The organism is Lacticaseibacillus casei DSM 20011 = JCM 1134 = ATCC 393 (assembly GCF_000829055.1).
Taxonomy (GTDB): Bacteria; Bacillota; Bacilli; order Lactobacillales; family Lactobacillaceae; genus Lacticaseibacillus; species Lacticaseibacillus casei.
In genome coordinates, this window is the sequence record NZ_AP012544.1 from 1756137 (window position 1) to 1782914 (window position 26778).

The 26778-nt window shown below is 48.0% G+C and carries 16 protein-coding genes, 1 tRNA gene and 4 pseudogenes; 6 read left to right on the top strand and 15 right to left on the bottom strand.

Features of this window, described 5'->3' with window-relative positions:
* Window position 1: 1 nt before the first annotated feature.
* The 3 genes from LBCZ_RS16720 to LBCZ_RS16730 are packed head-to-tail and all read right to left on the bottom strand — an operon-like array spanning window position 2 to window position 6239.
* On the bottom strand, window positions 2–346 hold the full coding sequence (locus LBCZ_RS16720) for an LPXTG cell wall anchor domain-containing protein (protein ID WP_411155762.1): 345 nt from the start codon (window positions 344–346) through the stop codon (window positions 2–4).
* The gene (locus tag LBCZ_RS16725; RefSeq protein WP_411155763.1) at window positions 346–4350 is read right to left on the bottom strand and encodes a DUF1542 domain-containing protein; all 4005 of its coding nucleotides are present in this window, start codon (window positions 4348–4350) and stop codon (window positions 346–348) included. The genes LBCZ_RS16720 and LBCZ_RS16725 overlap by 1 nt, the downstream gene beginning before the upstream one ends.
* Window positions 4347–6239, bottom strand: a complete 1893-nt coding sequence (locus LBCZ_RS16730; RefSeq protein WP_411155764.1) for a DUF1542 domain-containing protein — start codon at window positions 6237–6239, stop codon at window positions 4347–4349. Before LBCZ_RS16730 ends, LBCZ_RS16725 begins: the two co-directional genes overlap by 4 nt.
* 275 nt (window positions 6240–6514) lie before the next feature.
* On the opposite strand from LBCZ_RS16730, the gene LBCZ_RS08680 reads away from it, so the two are divergent.
* The gene (locus LBCZ_RS08680) at window positions 6515–8005 is read left to right on the top strand and encodes an AcpB/EbpR/MafR family transcriptional regulator (RefSeq protein ID WP_025012653.1); all 1491 of its coding nucleotides are present in this window, start codon (window positions 6515–6517) and stop codon (window positions 8003–8005) included.
* Window positions 8006–8196: 191 nt separating this feature from the next.
* On the opposite strand, the gene LBCZ_RS08685 is transcribed toward LBCZ_RS08680, so the two are convergent.
* Window positions 8197–8277 (bottom strand) — tRNA-Tyr (locus LBCZ_RS08685).
* A gap of 176 nt (window positions 8278–8453) precedes the next feature.
* Between LBCZ_RS08685 and LBCZ_RS08690 the strand changes: the two are divergent.
* From LBCZ_RS08690 to LBCZ_RS08700, 3 genes and pseudogenes are all read left to right on the top strand, one after another.
* Window positions 8454–9155: pseudogene (locus tag LBCZ_RS08690) on the top strand (helix-turn-helix domain-containing protein); the annotation flags it as partial.
* A gap of 133 nt (window positions 9156–9288) precedes the next feature.
* Window positions 9289–10533, top strand: coding sequence for an ISL3 family transposase (locus tag LBCZ_RS08695; RefSeq protein WP_041084734.1), 1245 nt, complete (start codon window positions 9289–9291; stop codon window positions 10531–10533).
* Between the two features lie 77 nt (window positions 10534–10610).
* Window positions 10611–11381 (top strand): annotated as a pseudogene (locus LBCZ_RS08700) (transposase family protein); the annotation flags it as partial.
* Window positions 11382–11504: 123 nt separating this feature from the next.
* Here LBCZ_RS08700 and LBCZ_RS08705 read toward each other — a convergent pair.
* The 5 genes and pseudogenes from LBCZ_RS08705 to LBCZ_RS08725 all read right to left on the bottom strand — a co-directional run bounded on the left by LBCZ_RS08705 (window position 11505) and on the right by LBCZ_RS08725 (window position 17478).
* The gene (locus LBCZ_RS08705) at window positions 11505–12338 is read right to left on the bottom strand and encodes a metallophosphoesterase (protein WP_025013601.1); all 834 of its coding nucleotides are present in this window, start codon (window positions 12336–12338) and stop codon (window positions 11505–11507) included.
* A gap of 47 nt (window positions 12339–12385) precedes the next feature.
* Entirely contained in the window at window positions 12386–13852 is a 1467-nt protein-coding gene (locus LBCZ_RS08710) for a peptide MFS transporter (RefSeq protein WP_025013602.1), read from the bottom strand.
* 248 nt (window positions 13853–14100) lie between these two features.
* Window positions 14101–16419, bottom strand: coding sequence for an ABC transporter ATP-binding protein/permease (locus tag LBCZ_RS08715; RefSeq protein WP_039639179.1), 2319 nt, complete (start codon window positions 16417–16419; stop codon window positions 14101–14103).
* Window positions 16420–16630: 211 nt separating this feature from the next.
* The gene (locus tag LBCZ_RS08720) at window positions 16631–17005 is read right to left on the bottom strand and encodes a hypothetical protein (protein ID WP_010487585.1); all 375 of its coding nucleotides are present in this window, start codon (window positions 17003–17005) and stop codon (window positions 16631–16633) included.
* Between the two features lie 50 nt (window positions 17006–17055).
* Window positions 17056–17478 (bottom strand): annotated as a pseudogene (locus tag LBCZ_RS08725) (hypothetical protein).
* Window positions 17479–18051: 573 nt separating this feature from the next.
* On the opposite strand from LBCZ_RS08725, the pseudogene LBCZ_RS08730 reads away from it, so the two are divergent.
* A pseudogene (locus LBCZ_RS08730) lies at window positions 18052–19480 on the top strand (MFS transporter).
* A 150-nt stretch (window positions 19481–19630) separates the two neighbouring features.
* Here LBCZ_RS08730 and LBCZ_RS08735 read toward each other — a convergent pair.
* The 6 genes from LBCZ_RS08735 to LBCZ_RS08755 form a co-directional block, all read right to left on the bottom strand.
* Window positions 19631–19948 (bottom strand): thioredoxin domain-containing protein, encoded by a 318-nt coding sequence (locus LBCZ_RS08735; protein ID WP_010487581.1) that lies wholly within the window; start codon window positions 19946–19948, stop codon window positions 19631–19633.
* 144 nt (window positions 19949–20092) lie between these two features.
* On the bottom strand, window positions 20093–21751 hold the full coding sequence (locus LBCZ_RS08740; RefSeq protein WP_025013603.1) for a phosphoenolpyruvate carboxykinase (ATP): 1659 nt from the start codon (window positions 21749–21751) through the stop codon (window positions 20093–20095).
* A gap of 248 nt (window positions 21752–21999) precedes the next feature.
* The gene (locus LBCZ_RS14895) at window positions 22000–22170 is read right to left on the bottom strand and encodes a FeoB-associated Cys-rich membrane protein (RefSeq protein WP_080769604.1); all 171 of its coding nucleotides are present in this window, start codon (window positions 22168–22170) and stop codon (window positions 22000–22002) included.
* Window positions 22171–22188: 18 nt separating this feature from the next.
* Window positions 22189–24306 carry a ferrous iron transport protein B gene (feoB, locus tag LBCZ_RS08745; RefSeq protein ID WP_025013604.1) on the bottom strand — a complete coding sequence of 706 codons (2118 nt, stop codon included), beginning with the start codon at window positions 24304–24306 and terminating at the stop codon, window positions 22189–22191.
* Window positions 24293–24784 (bottom strand): FeoA family protein, encoded by a 492-nt coding sequence (locus LBCZ_RS08750; RefSeq protein WP_025013605.1) that lies wholly within the window; start codon window positions 24782–24784, stop codon window positions 24293–24295. The genes feoB and LBCZ_RS08750 overlap by 14 nt, the downstream gene beginning before the upstream one ends.
* Window positions 24785–24940: 156 nt before the next feature.
* On the bottom strand, window positions 24941–25699 hold the full coding sequence (locus LBCZ_RS08755; RefSeq protein WP_025013606.1) for an SGNH/GDSL hydrolase family protein: 759 nt from the start codon (window positions 25697–25699) through the stop codon (window positions 24941–24943).
* A 251-nt stretch (window positions 25700–25950) separates the two neighbouring features.
* Between LBCZ_RS08755 and LBCZ_RS08760 the strand changes: the two genes are divergently transcribed.
* Complete coding sequence (locus LBCZ_RS08760) at window positions 25951–26724, top strand: ion channel (protein WP_039639182.1); 774 nt, start codon at window positions 25951–25953, stop codon at window positions 26722–26724.
* Window positions 26725–26778 lie beyond the last annotated feature (54 nt).

Here is a 26778-nt window from a genome sequence, read left to right on the forward strand (position 1 = left end):
TTTAGCGCGAACGCTTCTTCCGGGTAAAGAACAAACTGGATCCTAAGCTTAACAAGCCACCTAAGATCACCATCAACAGCGACTGCTGCTCACCAGTTTTAGGGAAATGATTATGATTGGTGGCAGGTTTAGCCTTGGATTTGGCTTTAACGGTAGGTGCAGCTTTACCGGCTTGATATTGTGCGTCAATGGCTTTAATACCATTGTCTTTCGCCTGCTCAATGAGATCTGCACTGCCAGCTGCATCGATTGCCTGTTTGGCTTTCGTTGCTTGCGTTGTGACGGCCTGTTTTTGCGCGGCTTTTTGGGCATCGCTCAACAAGTTATCGCTATCAATCTGAGCCATCACTTTAGCGGCTTCGGCGTCAATTGCTTGGCTTCGGTTTGGCGAGTTGCAATGGCTATGGCTGACTGATGTTGAGCATCAATCGCTTTAATCCCATCTGCCTTACCTTGATCAACGCCATCGGCATCCCCGGCAGCATCGATCGCCTGCTTGGCATTCTCTGCCTGCACTGCGACTGCTTGTTTCTGGGCAGTCTTTTGTGCATCCGTCAATGTGGCATCCTGCTCAATGGCTGCGGTGACGTCCGCCGCCTTCGCATCAATGGCCTGTTTAGCATCGGCCTTGCGAGTTGCGACTGCCGCGCCTGATTGATGTTGTGTATCAATCGCCTTAATCCCGTCAGTTTTAGCTTGATCCACAGCATCGGCATGCCCAGCTGCATCAATCCCTTGCTTGGCCTTGACTGCTTGCTCTGTCACAGCTTGTTTCTGAGTGATTTTTTGCGCATCGTTTAAGGTCTCATCCCGATCAATAGCTGCAATAACGTTCGTGGCTTCTGCATCAATTGCTTGTTTTGCCTCAGCCTTGCGAACCGTGATCGTTGCGCCTGACTGGTGTTGCGCATCAATGGTCTTGATACCTTCAGTTTTGGCGTTTGTAACAGCTTCGATGTTTAGGGCATCGTCAATCGCCTGTTTAGCTTTGACCGCTTCAGCAACGACCGCTGCCTTCTGTTGCTTTTTGGCAGCTGCAGTCAACGTTGCATCTTGATCAATTTCATGCTGAACTTTCACGGCTTCGGCATCGATCGCCTTTTTGTTGTCCGCTTTGCTACGATCCATTGCCTGACCGGATACATGTTGCGCACCAATTGTCTGAATACCGGCATCCTTCGTCTGATCGACGCTGTCGGCATCCTGCGCCGCGTCAATGGCAGCTTTAGCTTTGGTTGTTTCATTCGCAACTGCTTGCCGCTGCGCCGTTTTTTCAGCAATAGTTAATGTCACGTCCTGATCAATTGCTTGCGTCACTTTGACAGCTTCAGCATCGACGGCGGCTTTAGCGTCATCTTTGCGGGTTGCCAACGCGTTGCCAGCTTGATGAGTCGCATCGATCGTCTTGAGGTTCTGGTTTACCGCTTGATCGACACCATCGGCATCTTGCGCTTGATCAATCACAACTTTAACTTTAGCAGCCGCATCAGTCGCCGCCTGTTTTTGCTTAGCTTTTTCGGCAGCGGTGAGCGTCACATCACGATTAATGCTGCCAATGATTTGTGCAACATGGTCATCAATCGTCTTTTTCGCTTCATCTTTGCGCGTTGCAACCGCTGTTCCTGGTTGATGTTGACCATCGATTGCTTGAATCCCGGCTGTTTTGGCTTGATCGGCCGCATCGGCGTCTGTTGCGGCGTCGATGGTTTTCTTGGCCTTGGCTGCTTCGGCTGCCACTGCCTGTTTCTGAGCAGTTTTTTGGGTACCAGTCAGCGTTGCATCTTGATCAATGCTTGCCGTCACCTTGGCAGCTTCTGAATCAATTGCGGTTTTGTGTGCTTCTTTGCGGGTCGTTAAATCCTTTCCGGAGCGGTGCTGGTCATCAATTGCTTTAATACTTTGAGCAATCGCTTGATTGATCTGATCAACATCCTTGGCTTGCTGAATCTTCTTCTTGGCCGTAATGACCTCTTCAGCAACGGACTGTTTTTGTGAAGCTTTTTCCGCGCCAGTTAACGTCACATCCTGATCGATGGTTTGGATGACCTTTGCAGCTTCCGCATCAATCGCCTTTTCGGCAACTTGCTTGTGTGCCTTTAGCGTCGCGTCAGCTTGATGTTGTTCATCAATGTGCTTAATGCCGTGGGTTTTGGCATTATTGACCTTGTCGGCATCGGTTGCGGCGCCAATCGCCTTCTTCTCTTTTGCCTCCTTGTCTTTAACAGCGCGTTTTTGCATCGCCTTTTTAGTGCTAGTAAGAGTCACATCGCGTTCAATCGCGTTGATAACTTTAATTGCTTCGGCGTCAATCGCTTTTTCGGCGGCGGTTTTGCGTGTGGCCAAATCGGTACCGGCGTGGTGCTGGTCATCAATGGCCTTGATTCCGTCGACTTCTGCCTGATCAACCGCATCCGCATTTAAGGCGCTGTCGATATTGTTTTTCGCCTTGGCTGCTTCATCCACAACTGCTTGTTTTTGTGTCGCCTTTTGGTCAGTCGTCAAGGTGACATCCTGGTCAATGGCCTGCTCAACCTTGCCAGCTTCAGCATCAATGGCTTGTTTAGCGGCGTCCTTTCGGGTGTCCAAAAGGGTGCCGGATTGGTGAACGGCATCGATAGCCTTCACACCATCGAATGTCGCTTGGTTAACACCATCAATATCTTGCGCCTGGGCGATCGCAGCTTTACCCGCAGCAGCTTTATCAGCCACAGCTTGTTTTTGCATCGCTTTTTCGCCACTGGTTAACTTCACATCTTGATCAATCGCATCCGTTTCCAAAGCAGCTTCAGCATCAATGGCCTTTTGGGCTTCGGTTTGGCGGGTTGCTAAATCGGTACCGGACTGATGCTGATCATCAACTGCGCGGATACCATCGACTTGGGCTTGCTCAACCTCGTCGGCGTCTTGAGCGCCATCAACGATCGCCTTGGCTTTAGCAGCCTCATCAGCAACACCTTGTTTTTGCGCTTGTTTTTCGGCGGCAGTCAAAGTGTTGTCTTGATCAATATCACCGGCAACTTTAGCAGCTTCGGTATCAATGGCCTGCTTGGCATCATCCTTGCGCGTTGCGAGTGCAGTACTGGCTTGATGCTGTCCGGCGATGGCTTTGTTTCCGTCTGCAATTGCCTGGTCAACCGCATCGGCACTTTGCGCACCATCAATGGCCTGTTTAGCCTTATCTGCCGCTGCAGTGACGGCTTGTTTCTGGTTGCCTTTTTCAGCTTTTGTCAAAGTGACATCTTGGTCAATCGCAGTCACGGTTTTAGCAACTTCCTTAGCAATCGCTTGTTTTGCATCATCGCGGCGATTGGTAAGCGCCTTGCCTGGTTGATGCTGATCCGCGATGTTTTTCAAACCGTCTGTCTTCGCCTGATCAACCGCATCGGCGCTTTGTGCGGCGTCAATTGCTGCCCTGGCTTTAACCGCTTCGTCAGTAGCCGCCTGTTTTTGCGTTTTCTTTGCGGCAGCTGTTAACGTCGCATCTTGATCAATTTCATCTGCGATCTTGACGGCTTGCGCATCAATGGCTTGCTTGGCATCGGTTTTACGGACGTCTAAAGCGATTCCTGGTTGATATTGCGCGTTAATGTGCTGAATGCCGTCATTTTGGCTCTGATCGACCGCATCAGCGTCCTTGGCCGCGTCAATAACTGCCTTGGCCTTGGTGACTTCATCGGTAACTGCCTGTTTTTGCTTTGCCTTTTCAGCGTTGGTCAACGTGGCATCTTGATCAATCGCAGCCGTCACTTTCGCGGCTTCGGTGTCCATTGCCTGCTTGGCATCTGCTTTACGGGTATCCAAAAGTGCGCCCGACTGGTGAGCCGCAGCGACTGCTTTAACCCCATCAGCCTTAGCTTGGTCAACCGCATCGGCGTCATTAGCCGTATCGATGGCAGCCTTAGCTTTCGTTGCTTCATCGACAGCGGCTTGTTTTTGCGTTGCTTTTTCCGCGGCGGTTAATGTGGCATCCTGGTCAATCGCCTGCTGAACTTGGGTCACTTCAGCATCAATCGCCTTTTTCGCTTCGGCTTTGCGCGTGTCTAAAAGTGTGCCGGATTGATGAACGTCATCAACGGCTTTGATGCCAGCTGCTTCAGCTTGATTGACGCCATCGACATCCTGCGCTTTGAGAATTGTGTCTTTGGCTGCCGCTGCTTTGTCAGTCACAGCCTGCTTTTGAACAGCTTTTTCGCTGCTGGCCAGAGTAACATCTTGATCAATTTCATCTGCGATCTTGACGGCTTGCGCATCAATGGCTTTTTGAGCTTCCGCCTTGCGAACAGCCAAATCCGTACCGGCTTGGTGTTGATCATCAACGGCTCGAATGCCATCAGTTTGCGTCTTAATCACACTGTCAGCATTTGAGCCGCGTCAATCGCCGCCTTGACCTTGGCAGCTTCATCGGCAACTGCTTGTTTTTGCGCCTGTTTGTCTGCGGCCGTCAGGGTAACATCTTGGTCAATATCACCGGTCACTTTAGCAGCCTCATCATCGATGGCCTGTTTCGCGGTTGCTTTTTGCTTGCTTAACACCACCCCTAATTGATGCTGGCCGTCAATAGCTTTGATCCCATCAGCCTGTTTCTGATTCACGTCATCGGCATTTTGCGCCTGATCAATGGCTGTTTTGGCTTTGGCAATCGCATCAACGACAGCCTGTTTTTGGGTCTTCTTTTCGGCTGTCGTTAATGTCGGATCCTGGTCAATCGCAGTGGTGATTTTGGCTGCTTCGGCATCAATTGCCTTTTTGGCGGTGTCTTGCCTAGCCGGAAGTGCAACGCCAGCTTGGTGCTGGTCGTCGATTGCCTTGATCCCATCCGCTTTAGCCTGATTCAGATGATCCATATCCTGCACTTTGTCAACGGCAGCTTTAGCACTGTCTGCTGCCTTAGCAACTGCTTGTTTTTGGCTTTGCTTTTCCGCAGCCGTCAACGTGGCATCCTGATCAAAGGCAGCGGTGACTTTCTTAGCTTCAGCATCAAGTACCTGCTTAGCCTGCTCTTTTTGCTTATCAAAATCAGCGCCTGATTGATGTTGAACGTCGATAGCCTTGATTCCATCCGTTTTAGCCTGATTAATGGCCTCAATGGTTTTTGCCTGATCAATCGCGGTTTTGGCTTTCGTTACTTCATCGGCCGTTGCTTGCTTTTGCGCGGTTTTTTCCGCGGTCGTCAAAGTATAATCCTGGTCAATGGCGGCAGTGACTTTCGCAGCCTCGGCATCAATGTCCTTTTTCGCATCACTTCTGCGCACATCCAATGCCGTACCTGGCTTATGTTGCGCGTCAATGGTCGCAATCCCGGCAGCCTTTGCTTGCTGAACGCCAGTATCGTCTTGTGCTTGATCAACAACAGTCTTGGCTTTTGTGGTTTCAGCGGTCACAGCATCTTTTTGCTTTGCCTTTTCGCTGGCAGTTAATGTTGGATCACTATCAATCTTAGCATTAACGGTAGCAGCCTCGCCGTCAAGATCGTCTTTTGCCTGTTCCTTGTGCGCACCTGTCACCACTTGTGGTAAAACCTTGGCAAAATCATCGTCAACTTTGACTTGATCGATCTTTTTCTTAGCCTCGGCTTGAACGGCCTTGGAGTCAGTGGCCACGTCGGCGACAGCTTTTTTCTTCATCGATTCAAGCAGCTTGGCGTTGTGTGCTGGACCAAAATCTTTGTATTCGAGAACTCGGGTTGAGTTCCATGCAGGACGAATCGGCGTTAAATTTTTCAACCGACTGCTTTCCATTTGGACGGCAATCCAGTCATCAGGCGTAATCTTGTGCGCCTGCATATAAATCACGGCATCCGCAGTCCCGCCAACTCGAGTTCTAACGTCCCATTGGTGTGTAAACTGGTGGGTCGTGGGATCCATCTGGTTAATAACCGCAGTATCTAAACCGTCGGGCGAGATCACCACTCGTTTAACCTTACCTTCCAGTTCATCATTGAAGGAATACGAAAATTTCAGATAACGATCCAGTCCACCGGCAATGTTTGCCGACCCAAAACGAATCGGAATCTTAAAGGTGTCCGTCTTTTGATCATACGTGATGGTATCGTTGCTGTACTTAAATGTGATGCTGTCAACGACTCTTTTATAGTCAGTACTTTTATCACCACCGATACCACCAATGAAGATGTTGCCAACTTGCGGCTTCACGGCCGCCTGCACCACAATTGTGGAATCCCAAAGGCCAATTGTGACAATGCCAGTTGCCAAAAAGAATGTTAATGTTCCTTTTTTCAATTTATTGTCGCTCCCCCTCTTGCTAACCCCCAAAACAGCACGCATTTAAAATGGTTGCCCATTATTAAAATATTAATATTATTTATCATCTTTCACTTGTCAATGCGTTACTGTTGAAATAAATCTCTCCGTGTTGCTATAATTCATAACGATTTAAATGTCGTTAATGCAACACGCAAATTAGTATAAGTAAATCGTTGGGTGGTATCAGGTCAAATGTTGCCTAACGTTAGGCAACATTTGAGAAATTAACAAACATCAAGGGGGTAAGGGTTATGGAGGAACTGCTAGAGAATAGTTTGCTGAAGCACTATTACATTATTAGTTTTTTGTTGAACAAAGACTGGACGACCATTGACCGTTTAGCCCAAGAAATCAAAATTCCTGCGCGGACCATCAGACAAGATATCGGGAATATTAATCAATACATTGCCCCAGACAAAATCGAAAGCAGTCAACGTTTCGGTATTCGACTCACTTACGATGCATCACACAATCCGCTTTACATTTATGCGGCTATTTATCGCCAATCGACCCGCTTCTTGATTCTTGAAGAACTTTTTCTACACCGCTTTTCATCGATGACCCAATTAGCCGAAGAACTCTTCATCAGTGAGTCAACCTTAAAGCGGCACGTACTGGCCATTAATCAAGTGTTGGAACATGAAGGCTTTAGAATTGATACGCAAACTCTGGATATTGTCGGCAACGAAAAGAAAATTCATTTTTTCTATTACTGCTATTTTCTGGAAAGATACTGGTTCATTGACGCCTTTTTGTCTCAAGATGAATTACAGCTTATTGATGAGATCATTGCCGACTTTTCCGCCCATTTTCCGGTTTTAAAATCACCAAGATACCAGTCGTTTTCATTTTTGAACAAACTGCGAACGACCGTCTTTATCTGTCTCACCCGCAATAGTCGCGGCCACACTTTCAAAGATGCCAGTTTGGTGAAGGAAAATGACACGTTTTCGCCTGAGTTACGGCAAAAGATTACTCGAATTTATAGGATTAATTACTCCTCGTTTGTCTTTTCACATTTGTTTTACCTTTTCTTCAATTCACGCAACGCCCTGACTTACCAGGATCTCCTGGTTAAAGCCCGCCATAATCCGGTGATTCATTCGATCTATCAAGCACTGTCACGTTTTCTTGATGTGACGGCGGCATCGCAAAAACTGAAACTGGCTAATCGTGATTTGGTGCTGCTTCGTCTGTATAACGCGATTGAATATACTTGGGGGCCGACTAAGATTCTGTATAATCCGGATGGGGCGTTCTTCATGAACATGAACAAATTTGAGCAGACGTTCATTAAACAAACCAGAGAAACGTTAATCGCCATTTTGCGCGCCGAAAAAATCTGGAAGCAAATTGACGAGGCGCTGATCACCCGCCTGCTTTTCATCTTGGTCACGTCTTGGGACAGCTTGACTATTCAATTAGAAGAAAAAGCACCAAAAGTCAGAACCGGCCTCTTTTTCAACACAAGTTTTGAGCACAGCCAATTTTTATTGCAGGAATTAAGCTATCACATGCGGTCAAGCTTGAAACCCGAATTGATGCACGTCAATACGCTTGCCAAATTAAAAGCGGCCGCCCCTCATTTTGATATGATTATCACCAATTTGCCGCTCCTGAACCTGCCGAAATGCCACATTGTCTCCATTCAGCCTCATCCCACACCTGAAGACTTTGACAATATTCTAGCTGTTTACAACAAGATTATTAGCGCAAAAACGGTTAAAATGCCGGCCTCTTAAAAAGCAAGCAAATCAATGTCAGTTCAATCAGGCATCATTCTTTTTTAAAAGCTGAAATGTTTCCGTATTTTCAACCACAAATATCGGGGTATAAGTGCCCGCAATCGCATAAAAAATCCGCTTAACGCAATGATCGCGTTAAGCGGATTTTTGTCGTTTCGGCAGCGCAACTAGGCACTGCCATTAAAAAATGGAGGAGATAGGATTCGAACCTATGAACCCGAAGGAGCGGATTTACAGTCCGCCGCGTTTAGCCTCTTCGCTACTCCTCCATGCGTTTGCAAGTAGCCAACTCAAATAGTGTACAAAAATAGGTTATAAAAAGCAACCATTTTCAGGCAGTTTTTATAACCCGTGTCGACCGCAAGCGATATTGTCTTAAGTAAGCAGTTAGCCAAAGTGTCACAAAAACTGTAACCTCTTAGAAGATACATCTAGGAGGAATCACATGAAGAAGGTTGTCTTAACAATGAAAGAAGAAGAACGTTACCGAGTCATCAAAGCAGTGGTCAATGGTAAGACCTCCGTGCAACGCGCAGCCGTTAAGCTCAAGCGCTCCGAACGAACCATCTACCGACTGATCAAGCTTTACAAGCAACAAGGCAAAGACGGCTTTATCCATGGTAATGCCGGCCGTGAGCCTGCCAACAAACGCAACGCGCAACTCGAACGCCAGATCATTCATCTGTACACCAACAAGTATGCCGGTTTCAACATCGCTCATTTCCACGAGTTCTTAACCACTGCCGAACAAATCGCTATCTCCGAATCCTCACTTCGGCTCTTATTCAGACACCACCACATCCTTTCACCCAAAGCCCACAAGGCCACGAAACGTCGGGTCAAGCGTGAGTTAAAAGAGAAAGAAAAGAAGGCCAAGCTCCTATCCAAACGTGATGAAGCCACCTTGTCAGCCATCGAAGTCGTTGAAAACATCAAAGCCCATCCAGAACGTCCTCGAAAACATTATTCTGGTGAACAGGTACAAATGGATGCTTCCTGGGAGTATTGGTTTGGTACTCAAAAAACCACCTTACACGCAGCCATTGATGATCAGTCCGGGAACGTTGTCGGCGGCTACTTTGCCAAACAAGAAACACTCAGCGGCTATTATCATGTGTTTGCCCAAGTCCTTCGCGATTATGGGTCTACACTTTCTGGTGTTGAGAAATAATCAACACTGAACGTATAGGCCCTTTTTGGATAACGCAAAAAGACACCTACTCAGTGTCCATGCTATGCTTGTTAGCGTCGAAACCAAAAGCAAGCGAGGTTATGAGTAAATGTCCCAATACGATCCTACACTGTCCGTCCTTGGAATACCAGACCATAATATCAAAGTAGCCTTTGTTCGTCATGAATATCGCGGCAACGGGGTACGTCGCCGCCAGTATCATGTGATTGATGCCGAGCTGACTTACCGGTTAACCCGGTGCCCACTGTGTGGCTTTGAGGCCTTGCACCCTAACGGGTTTTACACGGCCCACGTGCGCGTCCCCAACGGGGTTGAAATGCCGACAGTCATTGACTTGCACAAGCAACGATGGCGCTGTCATAACTGTTACCACACAGTCAGTGCCAAGACGCCACTCGTGCAACCCAACCACACGATCGCCGCTCACATGACAGAACGAATCATGAAGTTAGCGCATGAACGGTTGCCGGTCAAAACCATCGCCCGTATTATCGGAATCTCAGCCTCCTCGGTTCAACGGATCATTGACCAAAATCTCAAACTCCGACCGGCTCGCCGGCTACCCACGCGACTCTGCTTTGATGAGTTCCGTTCCACTCATGGCATGATGTCGTTTATCTGTCTTGATGCCGATTCAAATCGTCTGATTGCCTTGCTTGGTGACCGATTCAACCGAACGATTAAAAACTTCTTCATCGCTCATTATTCACTCGCTGAACGCACTAGGGTCCAGACGGTCACCATGGACATGAATGCAGCTTATCAGACGATTATTCATGAGGTTTTCCCCAAGGCCCAAGTCGTCATTGATCGGTTCCATATCATTCAACTTGCGGCTCGTGCCCTTGATCAGGTACGCGTCCAAGCGCTCAAACAGCTTGATGACAAGCACAGCCGTCCTTATAAGATCATGAAGACAAACTGGCGGCTTTTTCATCAAACTGCGCCTGACGCTAAACACAAACAGTTCCTGTTTGGTTTGAATGAAGACGTCACGCAACAGGAGGCCATCGATATCGCACTTGATACTGAGCCCAAGCTCAAGCAAACCTACGAGACCTACTTAGCGCTTCATGATGCTTTGATGGTGAAGAAACATCCCGCGGAACTGGCAAACCTGTTAGCTACTTACGAGCCAAACGGTACGGCAATGGACATGACGATCGCGACGCTTAAGCGACACAAAGTCGCTGTTCTCGCCGCTGTCACCAGCCCTTATTCCAACGGTCCGATCGAAGGGGTTAACCGCCTCATCAAGTCACTCAAACGATCCTGTTTTGGCTTCAAGAATCAGCTGAACTTCTTCAAACGAATCTACCAAATCACGGCATAACATGACAAAGACGGCTCCCCAAATGGAGAACCGCCTCAAATGATAAATTTATTCTTCAACACCAGTTGACGCAGAGCCGCGATTATGGCGCTCCAGCAGAATTCCTAACGGATCGGCGCACCGTGTTTAACAGCAACAAAAAAGAGGGCTCACCTTCGACCGAGAACCCTCTTACACGTTTCGGTTATGCCTGCCAGACACTTGGAACAGAACTTTCGGCCACCAGTATTCCGCAAGCCAAAGGCCGTATAGAACGTCTTCTGGAGACTTTTCAAGATCGGCTCACAAGTGAACTGCGGTTGCATAACATCACCACAATCGCAGATGCCAATCGGTTTTTGGTCGGCTTTATCAAGCGTTACAATGACCGCTTCGCATCTACCATCAAAAGTAGCATGTCGGTGTTTGAGAAGCAACTAACACCCAAGGAAATTGACAATATTTTGATCATTGCCAATGAACGCAGCATCGGCCACGGACATTGTGTTCGCTTTGATAACAAACGCTATCTGCCACACCGGAATGGCGAATTGGTTTACTTACCACCGCATACAAAGGTCTTAGTCATCAAAAGCTTCACGGGCAGACTTTATATGACCACTGATGATGACCAGGTGTACGATCTTTTCTGTGTGCCAAAAGAACAGTTCATGTCAGCCAAATTCGATCTTACGCCAGCTGCGGCACCAACTCCTAAACGAACCAAGAAAATCCCGGCAATTACGCATCCGTGGCGCCGCACCAACTATCGCGATTACCTTGATTCTCTTGGCATTAACAGGACAAGGGTTAAACAGTTGGTCGCCGAACGATATCCATACAAGAATTCACAAGCGATTCAAGTCTAATTAGGATCATCTCGCGTCCAGTTTTCGGACGCATGTTTTGTGGAATTTACTGTCAAAGTCGAAAATCGCTTGACACCATTTTCAGGCAGTTTTTATAACCCGTTTTGCATGTCATTGACGAATTCAGGATTTAGCCAATGACGGTACATGCAACGTGACCAGCGTGTTCCGCCACTCCGTCAACCAATCATGACTTTCCCATTCAAATAAGCGCTTCAGGCCGTACCCCAACGGCTGATGGTAATAAGCTGTTTTGCCCAATAACTTAGGCGCATCGCGAAAGTGTTCATGGCCAAACGCTACCGCATCGACCCGGCCTGTCAGCAGTTCGCCAAGCTTGGCCGAGCCCATCAGCGCTGTCGCCATTTGCCACGCCGGCCGATCCACCGCATAGACCATGGCACCGCGAATCGGCACAAAATGCGTTACATAAATCATTTGCCGCCCTTGATTAGCATCAATTGCTGCTTGGCTTGTCTGTAAAACCCGCTGCATTCGCTCAGCGTCACTCAGCGGTGAATCAATCGCACTATCGATCCAAAAAGCGCGTTTCCATTGGGCGTAGGCTGCATCCGTTTTCGTCTTTCCCAACTGACCCAGCGAATAATCATACCAGCCATTGTTGCCAATGATCACGGCATTGGTGGATGGAATCGATAACACCTTTTCGTGTAAATAAAGCGGATCAACATCTGACTGAATTTCACCATAGGTAGCACCCTTGACCATGTCGTGATTGCCGGCCAAAAATCGCACGATCACCTGATCGCCAAGTTCACGCTGCAAAGCGCGGTAGTAATCCAGCGTTTTGGTGAAATCATTGTACGTATCACCGGCATTGACATAAATCCGATACCCGTTTTCAACTAGATAAGCTGCCTGATATTTTAGCATTTCAAAGCCATCGACATGATTCACATCAAAATGATTATCAACGCTGATTGCAACTTTTACCATGAGGACACTTCCTGTTAGCGACTAACGCAAAAGCGGGCCAGCCGCCATTAATTGACCCCTTGCATAAGCTTCTCGATGCGCGGCGTGTAAAAGGCTAAGATGATCGCAAATGCCACTGAAACCAACCCGACAATCGCGAAGTAAGCCACTTCATGACTCGGTGTGTAAAAGCGCACAATTTGCGAGTTGACCGCTTGCGCCGATGCATCAGCCAAGAACCACATACTCATCATCTGGGATGAATAAGCTTTCGGTGCCAGCTTGGTCGTCACCGATAGTCCGACTGGCGAAATCAGCATTTCGCCGATTTCAACAATGGCCCAACTCATCACCAGCCACAAAGGTGAAACTTTGGCGCTACTGCCAAACAACATCACCGGAATGACCATCCACAGATAAGACGCTCCGGCAAAAATCAGCCCTAAATAAAACTTTTTCGGAGATGTTGGCTGGCGCTTGCCGAGCTTCATCCACAGCCAGGCAAACAACGGGCCGTAAAGCAAAATGAACAACGGATTCAAAGTCTGAAAATTCCCCGGCAGGATTTTAAAGAAGCCAAAGTCCAATTTGGTTTGTTGTGCCGCAAACAATGCCAACACAACCGATCCCTGTTCCTCGATGGCCCAGAAAATCATCGCCGCCAAAAATAGCGGGATATAGGCAATGACCCGCGAACGCTCGGTTTTGGTCACCTTTTTGCTGCGAATCATCAAAATGAAGTACCAAACCGGCAAGCCGATCGCAACAACCGTGATCAGAGTAATCACGTTGGCAATCGTCAACGCTTTGAAGCCAGCCATGACTGCCAAAATGACGCCAACAATGACCACGGCCCCAACGACGCGCAACACCAATGGCCGTACATCTTCCGGTTTTAACGGATCCGGGGCGACATTGTCAGTAGGATTAATATACTTGCGGCCGTCAACCACGTAAAAGATCAAGCCGATGAACATCCCAATGGCGGCTAACGAAAAGCCGGCGTGGAAATTGACTTTATCAGCCATCCACGGAACAAAAATCGGCGCAATCAGCGAGCCGAAGTTAATCCCCATAACGAAAATGCTGAAGCCGGAATCACGCCGTAAATCCTCTTCAGGGTAAAGGCTGCCGACCATTTCGGAAACGTTGGGTTTAAGCAACCCCGTGCCCAAAACAATCAAAACAATCGAGCCAAAAAGCCCAATCGAACCAATCGGGATGGACAAGACGATGTGCCCCAGCATAATCAGCACACCGCCCCAAAAGACGGTACGCCGGGAGCCGAGCAACCGGTCACTGATGAAGCCGCCAATTGTGGAACTCAAGTAAACCAATGACCCGTAAATCGACATAATCGACAAGGCAGTCGGTTGATCAAAACCTAAGCCGCCCTTTTCCACTGAATAGTACATGTAGTAGATCAGGATCGCCCGCATGCCATAGTAACTGAACCGCTCCCAGAATTCGGTCATCGACAGCGTTAATAGTCCGCGGGGATGACCCATAAACGTGCGGCCCTCTGAATTATTCAATTGAAATACATCCTCTCGCTAGAAAAATAATCTTCCTAGCTGCTCTCATGACACTTCCCTCAAAATGCCAATCAATGAATCTTCATTATAATAGTTACGCCCGCCCAAAACAAATTTATGCAACTTTACGTCTTATGCAAATGTCAGCTTTCCGGACATAGGCCCAATTGGAAAACAAAAAGCAAACGCACCCATCGTTATTCGTAGGTTTGTTTGCTTTGACATTGAAGTCGTAAATGATGAACAGATTAATCAGCACGCAACGCGATCGCTGCATCCTTGTTGGCCGCCATGCGCGCTGGAATATGGCCGCCGAGAACCGTTAGAATCGTACTGATTAAGATCAAAATCACCGCGTGGATAGGGTTCAGCTGCGCCACGTTCGGCAACTGGGTCATGTTATATAAGATGACGTTGATCGGGAAGGTCAGGAGCCAGGCAATGATAATGCCCAGTACCCCGGAACTCACCCCGAGAATGATGGTTTCGGCATCAAAGACCCGCGTCACATCCTTGCGCCGTGCACCCAACGCCTTGAGCACCCCGATTTCCTTGGTTCGTTCCAGAACCGAGGTATACGTCAGAATCGCAATCATGATCATCGAGGTCACCAGCGAGATTCCCGCAAATGCGATCAGGACAATCGTAATCGCCGACATAATCCCGCCAGTCATACTCGAAATCGTGCCGGCCAAATCCGTGTAGATGACCTGATCGGCTTTTTTCTTGCCGTGGTTGAATTTATCTAGATAACTAAGAATCTTGTCCTTGTCTTTGAAACTCGTCGGATAAATCGTGATTTGCGTTGGCGTTTCTGAGCCGCCCAGACTGGTAATCAACTGATCCTTGGTCGCATCGTCAATTTCTTGATTGGTGAAAATATTCACGTCACTATTGCGTTGCGCTTTGACAACCGCAGAGTCTTTATTCATCGCGACAAGATCTTTGGTTAACCGATCGGAGTAAGCAAATCCTTGACTCAAAAGCCCGTCACTGGTCTTCGAGCGCGTCCGGAGCACCCCTGTCACGGTTAACTCGCGATTACCGCTTTGTTGATACGCATCCGCATAGTTCTTGGTCGGCACATAAACACTGCCACCAACATTTTGATAGTAGTGATCATTGGCAATGGCCTTTAGTTTTGTCCCTACAATATCGCTGAACTTAAGCTTCTGACCATTTTTAACTGAAAAGCCAAGGTTCTTCAACGCGTTAATATTCGTTGAATTGTCCCGATCAACAATCAAAATGATATCGCTGTCTTTCTTGGGATAACTTCCGGCAACGACTTCATAATTTTTCTTCAGATAACTGGTGCCGCCTTCGCGATCGACGGGATAAACCGATGAACTGACACTGGAAAAGCCGCGTTGTGATTGGTTATTTGTCGGTTTGGCTGTTGAAAATTGTACTGGCTTCACCTTCCCGTTGACGTCGCGCAGTAAGTTCATACCGGTGCCATACGTATAGCCAATGTTGTCGGTCAGGCGTTTACTGATGCCATTCACATAATCAATATACTTTTGATTTAATTTGTTCGTGTGCTGCGCTTTGTCACTGGCACTTTGCTTTGCCAGCACCGTTTTGGTCGTCTTAAACGTCGACGTCTTGGTATTATCTTGTGCCCCGGCCGTTAGATTGGTCGCGTTCGTTGAAATTGTGATGGGAAACTGGGCCAATGTTTCTGCTTGGGTATTATCAATTTGCTTTTGAAACCCGGATGAAAGCGCCAGGACGACCGCAATGCCAATGATCCCGATGCTGGAGGCAAACGCCGTTAGAAAAGTGCGGCCTTTTTTGGTCATAATGTTCGTAAAGGACAGCTTCAGCGCCGTCAAATAGCTCATTTTCGTCCGGCGCAGATCAAAATGACTGCCCTGTTCCTCCGCATCATACGGACGCGAATCGGACAGAATTTTACCGTCCTTGAACTCGATAATCCGCTGGGCATAATCGTGCGCCAGTTGCGGATTGTGCGTCACCATGATGACCAAACGCTCCCGCGACAAGTCAGCAATCAACTTCATGATTTCCTGACTGGTTTCGGTGTCCAAGGCACCAGTCGGCTCATCCGCCAACAAAATCGACGGTTCCGAGACAATCGCCCGAGCAATGGCCACCCGCTGCATCTGCCCACCGGAAAGCTGATTAGGCTGCTTGCTCATGTGCTCTTTTAGGCCAACTTTAACCAGCGCGGCCTCCGCCTTTTTGCGCCGCTCCTTGGCAGAAACGCCGCTCAACGTTAAGCCGAGTTCGACGTTTTCCAAAATGCTCAGGTGCATGATCAGGTTATAACTATGAAAAATAAACCCGACAGAATTATTCCGATAAGCATCCCAATCAGATTCCTTGAAGTTTTGGGTGGACCGACCATGCAATAATAGATCGCCTGAATCGTAGCGATCAAGGCCGCCAATCACGTTCAGCAGTGTTGTTTTCCCCGAGCCGCTGGGGCCAAGAATGGCTACGAATTCCTGTTCACGAAACTGAACCGAAACATCATCGAGGGCCTTCGTGGTGTAGTCACCGGTTTGGTAATATTTTTTAATGTGCTTTAGCTCTAGCAACGTTCGCTCCTCCTCTTGCTGTCTATGGCAAGGCGTTGAAATGAAATAACTTGCCATATCTTAGCATACTTAGCGGCTACTTGATAATCGGTCTAAAGCCTAAGACGTTGCCGATTTGTCAAAAAAGTCAGCTTTTAGAATGCGGCGCCTGCGTAAATAAAAAGAACCTGCCTTAAAAAGGAGGTCCTCCGATAGATCCGTGCCGATCAATTTAGGATGGCACACTGAGCAACGGTCGCCAATAAATCAAGTCCAAACTATGATCCGGATAAATGTAATAAGTAATGTTCAATTTGGAAAAAGGATTCGCCATTGCCATTAAATAGATCCGTTGCGGTGCGTGAGCCAATCCCGCAACAGAAACGAGAATATACTTGGCCATTTGTTCAAACAACGGTTGCGTCAAACCAGATGTTAGCTCAAAATCCAGATCCACATAAATAAGTTCTTTGGTTTGCCGCGTCAGCCTGATATGGTGAATCGGCATCCCCCCGAAATTACCTTCTCGGCTTAGTTCATCGACCATTTGTTTAATCTGGCGATGTTTAAACTGCGGGCGGGCAAACATCATGCGCCAAACTGCCAAGCACTCACCCCCTCTGCTTCAATTATGCCACATTGAAGCCGGGAAGCGGACTAAAAAATCGGATCAAGGATCTTGGAAAAAGCCGAATCGATCTGCGCACGAGCAGCCTGCTGTTCAACCAAACCTGCATCGAAGCGTTCGTGATCGATTTGATCTGGGCCAATCGCCTGCAGGATGTCTAACACGCCACTGCGAATACCACGCAGGCCGTTGACCAACACGCGATGAAAGGCTGCATAATTGCACGGTGCAGCTTCAGCATCAACGCTGTCAACGAAACTGCAGAACTTAATCACATTCTTGGTGAAATACACACGCAACCGATCGAGACTTTCGCTGGCATAGCAATTGCCCTTCTCGATGTTCTTGCATGTGTGGACGTATTCTTAGAAAACTGTCTCAAAAACAAGGAGCCGTTCCAGATTCTGATTAATTACTTCAACATAACTAGGTGCATTGCTCGTCGCGTACATTTAAAAGTCCCTCCTAATCTTGTGCGTTCATCAACTTACACACTTAATTATACGTGTTAATGGCTTATAATCAATATAATTATTGACTAATATTTAAATACCTAACGTTATATAACCCGTTTAAAGGCCATTATTAGTGGACTTTGCATACATTACACCAGTCTGTGAAAACCGTTTTCTTTGGAATTGTACGCAATGTATCTTTTTGTGAAAACTGAACTTGTCAACGCTCGCGACCCCTGTCTTGACATATAGTCCTTTAAACGTCTTTTATTTGCTAAGCGCTTCCATTAAAAATAAGATAACGAAAATATTTTTTGGATATTTTGAACTTATATTTCAATATTTCTCAACAATCGTGCAAATACTGGCTATAAAGATTCTTATTCCAACGTTGTTATAACTTATTTTATTTTAACGAAGGGAGTTAATAGCAAGTTTTCACAACATCACCTATAATCGAAGAGAGAGCATGATGCGGGCACTGCTTGAGGTTAAGCGCTTCATCGGTTGAGCGAAGCTTATCCCGTATGACGCGTCATGACCGTTATTACTTTTTGGAGGGTGCAAACATTGAAAGACTATCCAAAGAACTACCCCCTTGATCCGCGTACTTTTTTGGAATCAATACCATGGGGCTCATTAGCACAACGGCGTACTATCTTTATACGGCTGTCTTAATGATGTTTATTACCGATTATTCCGGGATTTATACAGGCATCCCCGGTAAAGCAGCAGCTGTTGCAACGACCTTATTATTTGTGGGTCGGCTTTGGGATGCGGTGAATGACCTGTGGACAGGTTATGTAATCGATATTTCCCCGCGAACCCGCTGGGGCAAGTTCAAGCCTTATGTACTGGCTGGCACTTTTTTGCAGGTATCTTGGGTATGATGCTGTTTCACATTCCCCAAGGGATCAGCGATTTTGGCAAGGAAGTTTATCTCTATGTCGTCTACTTTCTGTTTATGCTTGCCTATACCATTATTGTAATCGTGCCGTTGACCAGTACGATGTCGGCAGACCAGGAAATTCGCTCCAAACTTATTTCATGGCCCCGAATTACCAGTAACGTGGTCGGTGTCGTATTTGCCTTCTTTATGGCTATCGCTACTTTTCTTGGAACCAAAAAAAATCCCAACATACCGCTAACAGTCGACGTGATCGTCATTCCATTTTTGATTATTGCCTTGATCGGCGGCTTTATGGTCAAAGAAGGCCCGGTTGCTGAAGGCACCAAACCGCCCAAGCTTCGCGATATCGGCCGGATGGTGAAGATCAACAAGCCTTTTCGGGTCAACCTGTACTTTACCTTTGTCGGCGGCTTTGTCTGGGCCTTGCTCACCGCGACATCCCTGTACTACATCAAATACGCGTTTGGCGTGGCTAATCTAGGGATTCAGTCCATGTATTTTGGTTTGTTAACCTTGGTCACGTTGGTTGGTGGGACGTTCATCTCGCAAAAGGCCATGAAATATATGTCGGCACTTCGCGGGATTCAACTTTGCTATTTAGGCATGGCACCGTTCCTACTCTTAATGTTCGCCATCAATGAGTTTCAGGTGATCCACAATCCTTGGCTGTTCTACATCCTGATTGGGATTGTCATGACGCTTGCCGGCGCGCAATTTGTTCCCGCTAACCTGATCATCATGGAGACGATGGATTACAATCGCCTCAAGCTGAATTCAGGGATGGAAGCTACCATCAACGCGGTCAACATGTTCTTACAGAAACTTCAGTCCGGACTGGCTACAATTGGCATCGGCGCAGCACTCTTACTCGTCGGGTACAACGCGCAAACCCTTGAAAAAGCGGCGCAGGTACCTGATAGTCTGCTTCAGAGTTTAGGCGTCGTGTTGTTTGGTTTACCGGCCATTTTCTCGTTTGTCGCCTATCTGTTGACCAGGCAATATCCGCTGCAAGGCGAAGCCCGTACCAAAATGTATGCCGAACTCGCAGCCAAAACTGCTGCAGCTCAAAAGAAAGCCGCTCAGTCTTGAGCCAAAGCTGGTTCGAGCGGTTGTCGGCTGTATTTTAAAACGCCATCTAAAAGACGCTAGCGATCAAGTGGATTTGTCGCTAGCGTCTTTGTTTTATTTGTGGATTAACTCTCCTGCATTATTCGCCCGCGTACATCGCCGGCATGTTGATTATCCTAGCCGATTAATCGCTGCCCAGCTGGCAAGTGCTTCGGGATGAAAGCCATTCCAGGTGGCCAAAACATCCCCGGTTTCATCGTCGCGCACGCGCACAATCGGAAAGCGATCATAACCATCCTGCCGAAACTTCACGACTTTTTGCGCACTCCAAGCACGCTTGAGTGGATCGTCCGAATTGGGATCCACCAAATTCGTTTCACCACGGCGATTGGTTGTTCGAAAACGCTGATGGTGCGTCAACAGCCAACGCCGTGTCAACCGGCAAGCTTCGCAATGGGGCTTTTCGTAAACTACAAAATGAATTGCCATACGCATGTCCTCCATAAATGGCTCAGTGTCGCTGTCATGCATTTGATACGAGGCGTATGTCCTGTTGTTTATACTATCCCCTACTTTAAGCGAGCGTGCAATGATGGAAATTGAGTTGGCCTTTTGTGATGTCGCACCTGAAATTCAGTTTGACTCCGAAAGAACGGTAAGAATCTTTTCCAGTGCGTGAGTGGCAGCTTCCGGCAACTTATCATAGCCACCATCGGCTGTCTCTTTGGTGGTCAAAAATGCCAAGCGAGCTTCCAAACGCTTACGCAACAAAGCCCGATAATCAGGTGTCGTAAAGTCTACTTTAAAAGTTGGTAATACCAGATAACTCATATCTGGTAACGGCCCAAATGGTTGAAATTGTGAAGTGCCATCTGCAATCGCCGCAATCGCATCCAACGTGTCAGCCGGTTTCACTTTTTGGCCGCGGTAAAAACCGGTATTGAGAATGTAGCAGGCCGTGCCGCGCTGTTGAAAAAGTTCATAAAAGCCCTGATAGTCTTCTGCCAGCGGATAACACCGGAACGGGTTGGCAAAGGGTTCAATAACCAACTGATCGCGATCGACGTTCGGTTGGACATTCTCCGCAGTTGATCGTTTCGTCGCAAGCGTTGCGCCAAATGCGGCGGCCAAATCAGGATTCTCGATCCGAACCACCGGTGGCAACGTGTCGTCTTTCATGATCCAAAAAACGGCATCAATACTCTGGGTCAAATGATCGACACGATTAGGCGTCACGAACCGCGACTTAACCGTTCGCCCGTTCCCATTACGAATGTCTTCGGTGACCAGCGTTTTCCGGCCATGATCATCCAAAGTAACGCCCACATTTTGCACTGTCAGAAAATACTGAATTCCTGGATCGCTTAACGGATAATCCTGAGTCTTGTCAAAATACGCCGGCTCCAGCGCAGTCGTGGCGCCAGTTTGGCGATCAATGACGAATGCGTCATCGTGCAGCACTTTAACCGGGTAGCGATCGCCCTGACTCGTCAGCGTGATCGTTGATTTACCCGAGCCAGACAAGCCAAACGCTGCCATGGTAAACGTGCCGTCTTGCCGCTGATACTGTTTCATCCCGCCATGACAGGCAACAAAGCCATTTCGATGTGCCGTCGCCCACGCCAACGTCAAGGTGCCCTTTTTCAATTCGCCAAAGTAGCGTAAGCCTAAGATGATTGCCGCATTGTGTAGCGGATCAAAAATCGCCAGGCCATCCGGATACGCGGGATCGTACCAATCAGGATCGGCATAAAGATAAAGGTCATCTTCTGGAAGCGGGCGCGACTGGGCGTAGTGTTTTTCTGCTTCAGCCGTCATGATTTGAAAGTTCAATAAATAGCTGTAAAGGTTATTCGCATATGCTTCAGGCAACATCATATGCGCTTCAACAGAAAAATCGGGCGACAGACCAACCGCAACCCGGCCACTCAAAAACTGCTTGCGACCGCCTTGAAAGACCGCTTCACGCGCAACCTTTGCCATTGTGTTTGCGTCAACGCAGGGCTGTCCGATAATCCGGCGAGCCGCAGCAGTTCGGCCGACAACCAGACCGTCATTTGCAACCAAGATGCGGGCGTCTTCTGGCAGCCCGAGATCACTGGCATGCTGAATCGGCAAATCCGTGATAATGACACCTGGCGCGGCTTTGGCCAATTCGTATGCTTCTGTCAATGTGGTTACCGGCCGGACATTCGTGCCATAAAATGCCGTCTCGACGGTCGCTTTGAGTGGTGAAAAATAGCCACTCGCTGCGGTCACATCACGGATCGGAAATTGTTGTTTTGTTGTCATGGTTGCATCCCCCTTGTACATCCGGTACACCGCAATGGTCCTTACCCCTGCGCCACTATCTCCTCCGTTTTGTGCAACGGTCGCCGGAGCGCAAACAATGTACGTTCAGTCGTTTTTTGTAAAGGCTTTCACAACTCAATTATACATAGTTCACTTTAGCAACGCGAGTTTTAAAAATTCACCGGATCACAAAGGCTATTTCAATCACAAACCACATTCACTTACCACTCAAGCGGCATTGGATCTCGTTATGCTTTACGCCGTTTGTTAGCCTGAACCATTTTGGCCTGATCAATCAACGGACAGCCAGCATCTTCACATTGGCTGCAACCACCTGCTTTGTTTTTCCGAAAAAAGGTGCGATATAAGACGAAAACGATCGCCAAAACGACGACACTGCCAATCAACCACGTTGCCATGATAAAAGATCTCCTTTTTTAAATATCCGTGCTATAACTCGACGCAACCACGGGGTGTGGACGTTTGAGCCACAGGCCGTAAATAATGAGTGTCACTGCCAGTGCGACAAGTCCGAAACTAAGCACATTGGCCTGACCACTCACAATGAGACTGCCTTGATAAATCAACATCGTCAGCAAATACGCCACGCCTGTTTGATAGCCAACGGCACGCCAAGTCCAGCGCGCATTGCCAAACTCCTTGTACATGGTGCCAATGGCCGCAAAGCACGGGGCACATAAAAGATTGAACATCAAAAACGCATACCCTGCCATGGCCGGGTAAGTCGCCCGCAATGCCTGACCAAAGCCGCCAGTCCCACCGAAGCTAATGTGCAGCGTGCTGACACAATTTTCCTTGGCGATCAAACCGGCTAAAGTAGCCACTGTGGTGTGCCAATCACCAAACCCCAGCGGTGCAAAAATCGGGGCAATGACCCCACCAATTCCTCGTAACATACTCTTATTTTGCTGGACCATGTGTAACGTAAAGTCAAAGTTCGAAAGGAACCATAACAAAACACATGACAAGAAAATAATCGTTCCAGCCTTATGCACAAAGGCTCGTGCCCGTGACATGACACTGCGATAAAGGTTGGTGACACGCGGCAAATGGTACGCTGGTAACTCCATGACAAATGGAGCTGGTGGTCCGGCAAACAAAGCGGTCTTTTTCAGAAAAATGCCGGAGCAGACAACGGCAATAATGCCCATGAAATAAGCTGACGGCGCAACCCAGCTGTTATTCGGAAAGAAGGTCCCGCTAACCAGTGCAATAACGGTCAGTTTGGCGGAACACGGCATAAAGGTCGTCAGCATAATGCTCATTCGCCGATCTTTTTCGCTTTCGATGGTTCGCGTTGCCATAATACCAGGAACCCCGCAGCCAGTAGCGATTAGAATGGGTATGAAGCTTTTGCCGCTGAGATTAAACCGGTGAAACAGGCGATCCATCACAAACGCGATCCGTGCCATATACCCGCAGTCTTCAAGAATACCCAGACATAGAAACAGCATCATGATCTGCGGCAAGAACCCCAACACGGAGCCAATCCCACCGATCAAGCCGTTCACAATCAGGCCTGACAACCACGGCGCAACCGCCCAGCTCTTCAACGCCCCGCCGACCACCGCCGGCAACCAGCCGCCAAAGACCGTATCATTGAGGTAGTCACTGCCGATGGTTCCGACTGTCTGGATCGAAAGGTAATAAACCACCCACATTACCAGTACAAAAATCGGCAAGGCCAGATAGCGATCCGTCACGATGCGGTCAATCCGATCGCTGACCGACATGACAAAATCTTCTTTATCAACGACACACATCGCCATGACGCGGGCGATGAAATCATATCTTGCATTCACGATGATGCTATCGCTCGCATCATCAAAAAGATGCTCAGCCGTATGTAAAATTTCCGCGACCTGTTGCTGTTCAGCTGTTGTAAAAGCCAGCTGCTGCGCGATTTGCGGATCTTTTTCAAAAAACTTGATGGCATACCATCGCAAACGATCGGCGGGCACCCGTTCGCCGATGACTTCCTCAAGCATGCTTAAAGCGGATTCGAGCCGCGGATCATATTCCGGAAAAGCATATGGTTTAGGTAACGGCGCTTGGATGGCCTGAACAAGTTCCTTTAAAGCTGCTTGTTTGGTGGCAGTGGTGCCGATGACTGGTACCTGCAGGGCATAACTCAACTTTTTCAAATTGATCGTGCGGCGGCGGGACTTTTCAAGGACATCCATCATGTTGAGCACCACGATTAATGGCCGCCCGGTTTCCATCACTTGTAATGTTAAATACAGATTGCGTTCGAGATTCGTGGCATCGACGACATTGATGACTAAATCCGGTTGCTTTTCAAGCAAAAATTCCCGCGTCACAATTTCTTCACTGCTATAAGGCGACAGTGAATAGGTTCCCGGCAGGTCTTCGATGACCACCGCCGGATTGGCTTTAAGCCGACTGGATTTTCGTTCAACTGTGACGCCCGGCCAATTGCCAATATGTTGTTTGGCACCGGTCAGTGCATTAAACAAAGTTGTTTTGCCACTATTAGGGTTGCCGACAAGCGCTAAGGTCTCATCCATGGTCATCAGCGGTCACCTCAGTTACCAGCACATGCGCCGCGTCTTGCTTACGAATACTCAACTTATAACCACGTACCGCTAGCTCGATAGGATCGCCAAGCGGGGTAATCTGGTGAATCTTCACCAACGTTCCCTTGGTTAAACCCATGTCCATCAGGCGGTGTCGCAGCGGCGGATCTCCTTGAATCTTCTGCACCAATCCAGTTCGCTTGAGTGGCAAGTGAGCTAAAGGTATCGCCGGCCTCTCAGCATCTGCAGCAAACGGTCGCACCACCAGCAAAGCAGCAATCTCGTCACTGATAGCCAATCGCTGCCCCTGAAAGAAAATCACCAAACCGGTCACTTTGCTCGCAGGTTGCACCACGGTCAGCTTCTTGCCGGCGACCAGTCCCATCTCAGCCAAATGCCGGCGCAATGCAGGACTGCCTCCGACACTCATTAACAAATAAGCTCCCGATTGTTGGGTATCAAGCAATGCCTGCATCTGCTCACCTCCACGATGATCGCCAGCAAATGAGGATCATCTCAATCCGTCTCGATATTGCTGGCATTTAAAATGTTGTCATGAGAACATCTGTGATCATTTTTCCACTTGTTACGACGCGTCAATCGCCCGTACTTAATCAAACGTCTACAGAGGTCATTGTGCTTTTGCCAAAACGGCTTTTGCAACCGTCGCAACATAATGCGTCTGGCCATCAGTTGACGGATGGGTTTTGTCGGCTGTCAGCCAATCATCATGCCCGGCAGAAGCACCATGCCAATCAACAATATGCAGATTCTTGTAACGCTTGGCCATTTTGCCCAGATCGCGATTGACCTCATCCGTCCATTTCGCATCAGAACGGACATTAATCCAATAAACCTGACGCTGATCACCAATACTTGTCATAATGGACTGAAATGCTTCATTCGTAAACGTACCATTGGTGCCCAAACCGATGATCACGGTATTGGCCAATTTACCGGAAGCAGCCAGCGACTTAAACAAAGCCGGAACCTGATAGATTTGGCGGCTAACCGTCGCATCAAAATAGATCTTCGGGAACAACTCTTTATACAAATACTCACTGCCGAGCATGACGGAATCACCGACCGCCGTCACGGATAATTGCTTGGCGGCTTGAACTTGATGGTAGCTGAGTCCGTCAGCAGCAAAGTCTTTATACACTGGGTCCGCCGCCTTTTGCGAAGCTTCAACCGCCTGACTGGCCTTGGCAGCCGAACGTGACTGGGCAACCGAACGTGCTTTGGAACGCGACACGGATGAAGCTTCTTGAGCTCTTGCCTGCGCCTGCCGATTAAGGCCAAACCACAAGCCACCCGCCACTAAAATAACCGCTAAAATCACAATCGTCCAAATCAATCCCGCTTTTGAACTTGTTTTCTGTCTATGCATACTGCACCCCTTCAACCAATCACTTACCGTACGATCATAGCATACAAGCGCTTAAAAAAGGGCGATAAGTTGCTTGGGATAGGGATTTCGGAGAAGATTCTAATTTTTCGCTTTTCTTGGGATTCCATAAGCTCGCTCTATAAATGATTGAACTCCTGTGAGCCTAAAGATAGAATTAAATCATTGTTAAAGACGCTGCGTTATTTTGTTCGCGTTGGATATGGGGCAATTATGTAATTGGGGATGGCATCTTGAAATCAGATTCACGCTTTATTCGTTACTACAATGTTGTGATTGCGCTACTGGCTGTCATTTCTATTGTCATGGTCATTTTGGACTATTCATCAGTCATTAGTCTGGTAGCCTTTCCTTACGATGTGGTGGACAATGCGATACTCGCTATCTTTACCGTCGATTACTTCGCACGCCTCTTAACCGCAGACAACAAGTTTAAATTCTTTAAAACTCACTTGCTAGATCTGTTGGCGATCATTCCCTTTAACGCCATTTTTTCGTTTTTCCGGTTTGCCCGGGCCTTTCGTATCGTCCGACTCAGCCGCGCATTTCGTATCACCCGACTTGCAGGCATCATCAGCATTTTACAAGGACGAACCAGGAAATTTCTCCACAAAGGCGGTCTCATTTATTATCTGTGGTTATCAGTCATCCTAGTCATCATTGCGGCCGCCATCTATTCGTTAGCCGAGGGTGCCTCGTACAGCGATTCAATCTGGTGGGCAATCGTCACCGCCACCACCGTTGGCTACGGCGACATTTCACCGCACACCCTCTTAGGAAGAGTTGCGGCAGTTCTACTCATGTTCAATGGCATTGGCCTCATCGGCGCTCTCACAAGCTCTATTACTGCTTATTTAGCAGACAGCAACAACACTGTCTCAACGCAAATCGACGATCTGGTGAAACTTAAAAAGCTGCTCGACTCCGGAGGGCTAAGCCAAGAGGAGTACACGCAGCTAAAGCATCATATTTTGACAAACGTGAGCCAACATGACACGGACGGATAAAATCGATTTTCTCAAGTTTCTGCTATCAAAAGTCATCTTTGGTCCCATTTTGGT